Genomic DNA, 7,989 nt, shown 5'->3' with positions numbered 1-7,989 from the left:
CCGCCCACCCCGCGGACGCGCCGCCCCCGGGGCAGGGGTTTTATGGCGCAACAGGCGCGGGGGGCGCCTGTCCTGACCCCGCTATCCCTGGGGCTTGAGGGGCGGGGGGGGGGGCGTGAAGCGCGGGCATGGTCTTTTACCGGCTCCGGTGAAGCGCTGCGCCTGGACAACGGCGCCGAGTCCAGTCCTGACCCGGCGCCGCCCTGACGTCCTGTTTTGGATCAGTTGCCGAAGCGCGCTGCGATCCAGTCCGAGATCAGGTCCAGCGCGTGTGGCGCAAAGGTCTCCTCGATCTCGGCGTATTCGGCGATGGTGCCGGTTTGCGCCGTCTGGAACATGTGGTTGAGACCCGCCAGTTCGATCGCGGTGACGTCGGGATTGCTGGACAGGCCAGCTTCCAGGCCGGCGAGATTGGCCTCGGGGAGAACCTGAAGGTCCAGCGAGCCGTTCAGCGCCAGAACCGGCTGATCGACCCGCGGCAGATAGTCAGCCGGATCGTGCTGCAGGAAGTTGCGATGCCAGGCGCGGACATTCTGGCTGACCATGAGTTCGCGCTGCGCCGGCGCGGCGCCGAGCAGGGCTAGCCTCTCATCTGTCAGAAGGGCTGTCAGGGCGGTCCGGGCTGCCTCTTCATCCGCTGCCGCGGTGACCGTGGCGGTGATTTGCGGGATCAGCTGTGCCAGCACGTCCAGCTCTTCCGGGCTGCGACCACCGGCGCGGGCTGCGGCCAGCGACTGGTCCAGAATGATCTGCTCGCCAGTCGTACCGGGGCCAGCCAGCAAGACCAGGAAGGCGACCGCGTCATTATCAGCGGCGACAACCGGGGCAATCAGTCCGCCCTCGCTATGGCCGATCAGGCCGATAGCGGAAGTATCGATCTCCGGCCGGGCCTGCAGCCAGGCCAGCGCTGCCGCCGTGTCAGAGGCGAAATCCATCGAGGTCGAGGATGCAAAATCGCCGGTGGACTCGGCAAAGCCGCGATCATCATAGCGCAGGACGGCGATGCCATTGCGGGTGAGATGGTCGGCAAGCACCGCGAATGGACGGTGTGTCCACACGGTCTCGTCGCGATCCTGGGGGCCTGACCCTGAAATCAGGATGGCGGCGGGGAATGGGCCGTCGCCTGCCGGCAGGGTCAGCGTGCCGGCCAGGGTGACGCCGTCGGCCTCGGGATTGTCGAAGCGGACCGGCTCGACGCGGTAGGGGAAGGGGCCGACCGGTTCCTGCGGCCGGTTGGGACCGGTGACGATCTCGGCCGTGCGTTGAAAGACGACCTCGGCTTCGGGAAAGCCGGGGCGGATCCATTGACCGGTCAGCCTGTCACCCTGGGCATTCAGCACGCCGCGATAGGTGACATTGGCGGCCGGGATGCGAAAACCGACGGCGTCACCGTCACGGGTGACATCCGTGACCGGGATGCCATAGGCCGCTTGGGTGACCGAATCGAGCGTGACCTGGGTGCCGTCCTCGCCTGTTTCGATATTGAGCGTGAAGGCCAGTTCGGTCTCGCCGCGCGTCAGCATGCCTTCCCAGACGCCATCCATGCCGTCGATGACCGTTACCTCGACCGCCTCGGGCCGGGCGAAGGAGAGTGGCAGGGTCATGCCCTGGCTGAACTCGCCCTCATAGCGTTGGGTCTGGTCATTCCATTCGCCGCTGTAGGAAGCGCCCATGGCTGTAATGGCAAAGCGCATCGTGTCGGGATCGATCGAAAACTCATTGATCGGAATCTTTTGACCCGGGGCCTGGTCGAGGCTTTCCAGCTCACCACGATGGCTGCCGTCCGGCTGCTCCGTTGCCGTGATCAGCAGGCGCAGCTCTCCGCCCGGTGTCGATAGTATGCCGAGCCAGTCCCCGGATGGCGGGGCATTGGGGCTCTCGTCAGCAGACGCTTGCGACAGTGTCATCACCAGCGCCAGAAACAGGCCTGTCAGCCAGGCGGAAAAGGTTCGGATAATCGGCATGTCGCCCTCCGGGAAATGGCCAGTCATATGTGGTCACCCGCAATGGCGCCGTTGGCTGGCTGCGATGGATGTCAGAGCCGTTGGTCGGAGAACGTCCGGCCCGTGCTCAACTAGACAATTAGCTAATGATCAAAATGATTGCAAGCAATAATTCGACATTGATCTAAATGATTTTGGCAGCCGGACCAAAAAAGCGCCCGGATCGTTGGGGCGATCCGGGCGCAGCATTGTCCGGTTTGGGGCCGGTTGGGGTAGGCGCGTTTGCCGGGGCTGACCGTTGGGGTGTGAGGCTTGGGGGCGGTCAACCCGAGATGGGAGCTTGGGGAACTCCTAGGCCCGCACGCGCCGGCGGATGGCTGTGAACGACCAGATGAAAGCGATGATCCAGCCGAGGAAGGTCCAACCCAGAAGCAAGTTGGTCAGGAAGATCGCGAACGTATTGTCGTGACCGCGCAGGAGGGCGATCAGGGTCGGCACGAAATAGGCCAGCAGGCCAATCACCGCGATTTCTCCACCCATGACGTAAACCTCCATTGTCCTGTCTCCTTCGCCCCGTTGATCACCGGATCTGAGGCTTATCGAATTTCGATATGAATGTAGGAGCGGTTGCGAAACCGCACAAGGGAGGACGAGGGGGGATTAATCCGATTTAAGTCCCGCGTCAGGATTGGCCCACGAAAAAGCCCCGACCAGATGGCCGGGGCTTTACCGTCTCGGATCCAGGCGCGTCTACGCCTCAACCGTCGGAAATTCGTAGTCCTTGTAGATTTCCCGCAATTTGGTCTTGAGCATCTTGCCGGTCGCGCCGATCGGCATTTCGTCGATGAATTCGACGGCGTCCGGCAGCCACCATTTCGGCACTTCACCGCGCAGATATTCGATGATCGAGGCCGCGTCCGGCTCGGCGCCTTCCTTGAGTTGCACGACGAGGAGCGGCCGCTCCTGCCATTTCGGGTGCGGCATGCCGACGGCGGCAGCCATTGCGACGGACGGGTGTCCCATGGCGGCGTTTTCAAGGTCGATCGAGGAGATCCACTCGCCACCGGTCTTGATGACGTCCTTGGAGCGGTCGGTGATGGTCATGAAGCCGCTGCCATCGAGATGGGCGACATCGCCGGTCTGGAACCAGCCATCCTCGGTGAAGCTCTCGGCGCCGGCGCCGCGGTAATAGCCCGAAGCGATCCACGGTCCGCGGACCTGGACATGACCGGAGGACTTGCCGTCCCAGGGCAGCTCCTCGCCATTGTCGTCGACAATGCGCATGCCGACACCGAAGACGAGGCGGCCCTGCTTGAGTTTGACCTGGATGATCTCCTCGCGGCTGAGCCCTTCATGCTTGGGCAAAAGGACATTGACCGTGCCCAGCGGGCTCATCTCGGTCATGCCCCAGCCTTGCTGCATGACAACGCCATACTTGTCCTCATAAGCGCGCAGCAGCGCTTCCGGCAGGGCCGAGCCACCGATCAGGACGCGTTCGACCGAATCGATGCGCTTGCCCTCGGCTTCCAGATAGTTGAGCAGGCCGAGCCAGACCGTCGGCACGCCGGCGACATAGCTGACGCTTTCATCCTCGATCAGCTGGTGGATGCTGGCCCCGTCCATCTGGGCGCCGGGCATGACCAGCTTGGCGCCATTCATCGGCGCGGCGTAGGGAATGCCCCAGGCATTGACGTGGAACATCGGCACCACTGGCAACAGCGTGCCGCGGGCACCGACACCGATCACATCGGCCGCGGCCGACGCCATGGCGTGCAGGACTGTGGAGCGGTGTGAATAAAGGACGCCCTTGGGATCGCCCGTCGTGCCTGACGTGTAGCACAGCCCGGCTGCCGCATACTCGTCAAACACCGGCCAGTCGAACTTCGCCGGATATTCGGCGATCAGTTCCTCATAGCTCTTGCACTTGGTCTGGACGCCATCGAGATGGCTCTTGTCGGTCATCAGAACCCAGTTCTTGACCGATTTGCACGCTTTCGAGATGGCGTCGATCAGCGGTGCGAACTGCTTGTCGAAGAAGACGGTCTTCGACTGGGCGTGGTCGAGCATCCAGATCAGCTGTTTCGGGTCGAGGCGCGGATTGACAGTGTGGACCACGGCGCCGATGCCGGAAATGGCATAGTAGAGCTCGAAATGGCGATGGGAGTTCCAGGCGATCGTTGCGACCCGGTCGCCTTCGCGGATCTTGAGCTTCTTTTGCAGGGCATTGGCCAGCTGCTGGGTCCGCTCATGGGTCTGGGCATAATTCTGCCGGTGGATCTGACCATTCTCCGGCAGCCGCGTCACGATCTCCTGATCGCCATGGCATTTTGCCGCGTGAACCAGAATGTCCGAAATCATCAGCGGACAGTCCATCATGTGTGCGCGCAAAGTCATGTAATTCCCCTGGGTAACAACCGTTGCTTCATTTTGTGTTTTGCCAATCAAACGGTCTATCGCGCGGCGGCGCAATCCCTTTGCTCAATCGGTTTGAATTGCTTATGCGTTTTTTCCACATATGGCGTCGTCGGACGCCGCGTCCAGTTAAGGAGACATCGCCGTGACCCATCCCGTTGATCTACCGGTTTACGCGGACATTCTTGATGCGGCGACGCGATTGGCGGGACAGGCGGTCGAGACGCCCTTGCTCCGCAATGACCGGCTCGATGACAGGCTGGGCGCGAAACTCTTCGTGAAGGCCGAGTGCCTGCAGCGCACCGGTTCGTTCAAGTTTCGCGGTGCCTTCAACCGGATTTCCCGATTGACGGATGCCGAAAGGGAACGCGGCATCGTCGCCTACTCGTCCGGCAATCACGCCCAGGGTGTTGCGGCCGCGGCGCGGCTGAACGGAACCCACGCCAAGATTCTCATGCCGTCCGATGCACCGCGTTCGAAAGTCGACGGTGTGAAGTTCTGGGGCGGCGAAGTCGTGCATTTCGACCGCGCGACGGAAAGCCGCGAGGATCTGGGCGCTGCGATATGTGAGGCCGAAGGGCGTATTCTGGTGCCGCCCTATGAAGATCCCCGGATCATTGCCGGGCAGGGCACAGCCGGCCTTGAGGCGGCCAACCAGCTGCAGGCTCTGGGTGAGCGCCCGGACATTGTCGTGTGCTGTGCCGGTGGCGGCGGATTGATCGCCGGCGTCGGCCTGGCCATGCGGCATGCCTTCCCCGATATCGAGATCTGGGCCGCAGAACCGGTCGGATTCGATGATCACAAGAGGTCACTGGCCAGTGGTCGCCGCGAGACCAATGATCGCCTGACCGGTTCGATCTGCGACGCGATCATCACCCCGACCCCCGGCGCCCTGACCTGGGCCCTCAATTCGACCCAGCTGACCGGCGGTGCTGCCATCTCGGACGATGAGGCGCTCGACGCCATGGCCGCGGCCTGGCGTCACCTCAAGATCGTCGTCGAGCCGGGCGGTGTCGCCGCCCTGGCGGCGGTGCTGTCTGGCAAGATCGATGTTGCCGGCAAGACGGTGTGTGTCCTGGCAACCGGCGGCAATGTCGACGCGTCGGTCTTCCAGAAGGCGCTGGCTCGGGCCTGACCTGCGTTCGGATGGCGGGCGCTGTACGGGTTTCCGGCGGTGAGGTTATCGTGACGCCTTGCCCTGGTTGGGATTTCAACCCGGTCTTCAAGTCGGATGACGGAGAGCTGGCGGGCCACTGGCGGCCATGTGGCGTGGGGCTGACGCAAGGCTGACGTGGTGGCTTGGCGGCCGGTCTGTTTTTTGGGGCCAATCGGTTTACACAGGCTTTCCAGGAGACGGACATGGCTTTCAAGGCAGACGCAGACAAGATCAAACGCTGGCGTGAAGAGCGACACTGGTCGCAGGAACACCTGGCGGAGGTCGCGGGGATCGGCCTGCGCACCATCCAGCGGATCGAAACTGGCGAGGCCGCATCGCGCGAAACGCTGATGGCGCTGGCTGCGGCTTTCAATGTCGATGTGCTTGCCTTGTGTGTCGATCCCGAGGTCGAGGCCGACGAGCTGGTCCGCCGACGCAATGCCAAGGGCAGGGCTGCCTTGCAGCTTTCCTTCTGGATCCATCTGGCCAGTTATCTCTTCGGCATGATTATCTTTGCCGGGATCAGCCTGGGCTCGGGCTGGTTCGTGATGAAATGGCCGATGATCTGGTGGACGGTCGGTATAGCCGGTCACGCCCTGCCGGTGATCTTCATGGAAGTCGTGACGCGGTATCAAGAGCGGTACTAGATCCGTCTTTCAACGGGCCTTGGACGGCGAGCTGTGCTATCCGGATGGCATGGCTCGTCTTTCCTTCATTGACCGGATCGGTCTTACCCTGGCCGGCAGCGCGCTTGTTACCGTTGGATGGGTGATCCGAGAAGGCGTCGCGGATATCGCGGCGCGCATGCCCTGGCATCACGAGATCGGCACGACCTTCATGGCGATTGGCGTGCTGACCCTGTTGGCCAATATCAGTGTGCGGGCGAAGTCGCTGGTCATCATCATCATCACCGGAGGCTGGGCCGCCGCCGCCATCTGGGCCGCGATCACCATGGACGAGCTGATCATCCTGCAACGCGGGCTGATCGGACTGACCGGTGTCTTCTCGGCGATCTTCGCGCTCACCTCTATCCCGAAACTGGTCACCGGCGAGGATGCGGCGGACTGAGCCCGCCGCATGTTGGCCTCAGGCCGAAAAGCACAGCTTGTTGTCGTCAAGATCGCGGACATAGGCCGAGAACATCGGTCCGCGATCGCCAGGCTCGCCGTCACATCTGCCGCCCAGTTCAATGACCTTGCTGTGCAGGCGTTTGACCGCCTCCTTCGAGCCGAGCGCGAAGCCGACCATTGTCCCGTTTCCGTTGGTCGCCGGTTGTTCATCGAACGGGATGGCGACCGCAAAGGCAAAGCTTTCGCTCTGCCAATAGGTCATCCGGTCATTCGACATGACCTGCTTGATACAGAACTCCTGGAAGACCCCATCATAGAACCGGGTCGATGCGTCCTTGTCGTTCGTACCGACGACGAAATAATTCATCTTCATGTCTTGCGCTCCTGTCTGCCAAGGCACCGTTTTGGTGGCTGATCCGAGGTGTATCGCCAAATAGGACATTTTATGTCTTATTTGTTGGATGACGCGCGCGAACTCAAAAGACAGGCTGCGGCGGATGGACATGCTGGCTGTCCAGCTCAAGCAGGATGGACTGTGCACGGTCGCGGATCTGGCACGCCAGCACGAGGTCAGCGAGCGCACGATTGCCCGTGATCTCCTGCTCATGCGCGAGCAGGGCCTGCCCATTGATTCCGACCGCGGACGCGGCGGCGGTGTGCGCCTGGACCGTAATTGGGGTGTTGGCCGTCTGAACCTGTCCTATGCCGAAGCCGTCGACCTTTTGATCAGTATCGAGGTGTCCGAACAGATGCGCTCGCCGATGTTCCTGGCCAGCCTGGGATCGGTGCGACGACAGCTCGTGGCGTCCTTCTCGCCGGAAAAACGCAACAGGGTGACTAGGATGAAGTCCCGGATCCTGATCGGCGATACGGCCTCTACCTTTGTCCAGGCGGGTGTGGCCGCGCCGCCGGGAAGCGTTGTGCAGGCCTTGCACCAGGCCTTCCTGGATCAGGAGATGCTGGCGATCGAATACCGGCGCGAAGACGGCAAGCCGTCCGAACGGCAGATCGAGCCGCACTATCTCTTGCTGAAATATCCAGTCTGGTATGTGGTCGCCTTCGACCATCTCCGCGACGCGTCGCGTGTGTTCCGGTGCGACCGGATCCTGTCGGCCAGACGGACTGGCACGCCGTTCAAACTCCTGCCCAAGGACGCATTCGCGTCCTCGCTGGATGGCAATGATTTGCTGGTGTGACGCGGGCAGGGGACATATCTCCTTGCCCCCACCCGCCTGTCATCCCCGCTGGACGTCCGGCGCCCGCGCAGGCGGGTGGCAGGGGTGACTACGGATTGTGTGCACGGCTTTTCGTCTCCGCACGCTTTCACGCCGAAGGATGGGAGGGAACGGGATGTCGGCGGACACCGGGGTGTCCTGGTGGTGGTCTGCGGTGTCCGTGATGTCCTCGA

Annotated in this window: 8 protein-coding genes; 4 read left to right on the top strand and 4 right to left on the bottom strand. The window is 62.5% G+C overall.

The features are described from left to right. Positions 1-221: 221 nt before the first annotated feature. The 3 genes from ACN0X9_RS15205 to ACN0X9_RS15195 form a co-directional block, all read right to left on the bottom strand. Positions 222-1,964, bottom strand: a complete 1,743-nt coding sequence (locus ACN0X9_RS15205; protein WP_417488409.1) for an alpha/beta hydrolase family protein — start codon at positions 1,962-1,964, stop codon at positions 222-224. Between the two features lie 330 nt (positions 1,965-2,294). Then, complete coding sequence (locus ACN0X9_RS15200) at positions 2,295-2,498, bottom strand: superinfection immunity protein (protein WP_011643530.1); 204 nt, start codon at positions 2,496-2,498, stop codon at positions 2,295-2,297. Between the two features lie 195 nt (positions 2,499-2,693). Next, complete coding sequence (locus ACN0X9_RS15195; RefSeq protein ID WP_417488408.1) at positions 2,694-4,337, bottom strand: long-chain-fatty-acid--CoA ligase; 1,644 nt, start codon at positions 4,335-4,337, stop codon at positions 2,694-2,696. A 163-nt stretch (positions 4,338-4,500) separates the two neighbouring features. Here ACN0X9_RS15195 and ACN0X9_RS15190 point away from each other — a divergent pair, with 163 nt between their 5' ends. From ACN0X9_RS15190 to ACN0X9_RS15180, 3 genes are all read left to right on the top strand, one after another. After that, positions 4,501-5,490: a threonine ammonia-lyase gene (locus ACN0X9_RS15190; RefSeq protein WP_417488407.1), complete on the top strand. Its 990-nt coding sequence runs from the start codon at positions 4,501-4,503 to the stop codon at positions 5,488-5,490. A gap of 224 nt (positions 5,491-5,714) precedes the next feature. Then, the gene (locus tag ACN0X9_RS15185) at positions 5,715-6,158 is read left to right on the top strand and encodes a helix-turn-helix domain-containing protein (RefSeq protein WP_417488406.1); all 444 of its coding nucleotides are present in this window, start codon (positions 5,715-5,717) and stop codon (positions 6,156-6,158) included. Positions 6,159-6,207: 49 nt separating this feature from the next. Continuing rightward, the gene (locus ACN0X9_RS15180) at positions 6,208-6,579 is read left to right on the top strand and encodes a hypothetical protein (protein ID WP_417488405.1); all 372 of its coding nucleotides are present in this window, start codon (positions 6,208-6,210) and stop codon (positions 6,577-6,579) included. 18 nt (positions 6,580-6,597) lie between these two features. Here the strand turns inward: ACN0X9_RS15180 and ACN0X9_RS15175 are convergent, their stop codons facing one another. Beyond that, positions 6,598-6,954, bottom strand: coding sequence for a VOC family protein (locus tag ACN0X9_RS15175; protein WP_417488410.1), 357 nt, complete (start codon positions 6,952-6,954; stop codon positions 6,598-6,600). 124 nt (positions 6,955-7,078) lie between these two features. Here ACN0X9_RS15175 and ACN0X9_RS15170 point away from each other — a divergent pair, with 124 nt between their 5' ends. Further along, on the top strand, positions 7,079-7,777 hold the full coding sequence (locus ACN0X9_RS15170; RefSeq protein ID WP_417488404.1) for a helix-turn-helix transcriptional regulator: 699 nt from the start codon (positions 7,079-7,081) through the stop codon (positions 7,775-7,777). Positions 7,778-7,989 lie beyond the last annotated feature (212 nt).

The organism is Maricaulis sp. (genome assembly GCF_048268525.1).
GTDB lineage: Bacteria > Pseudomonadota > Alphaproteobacteria > Caulobacterales > Maricaulaceae > Maricaulis.
This window is presented reverse-complemented; position numbering and strand designations above follow the sequence as displayed.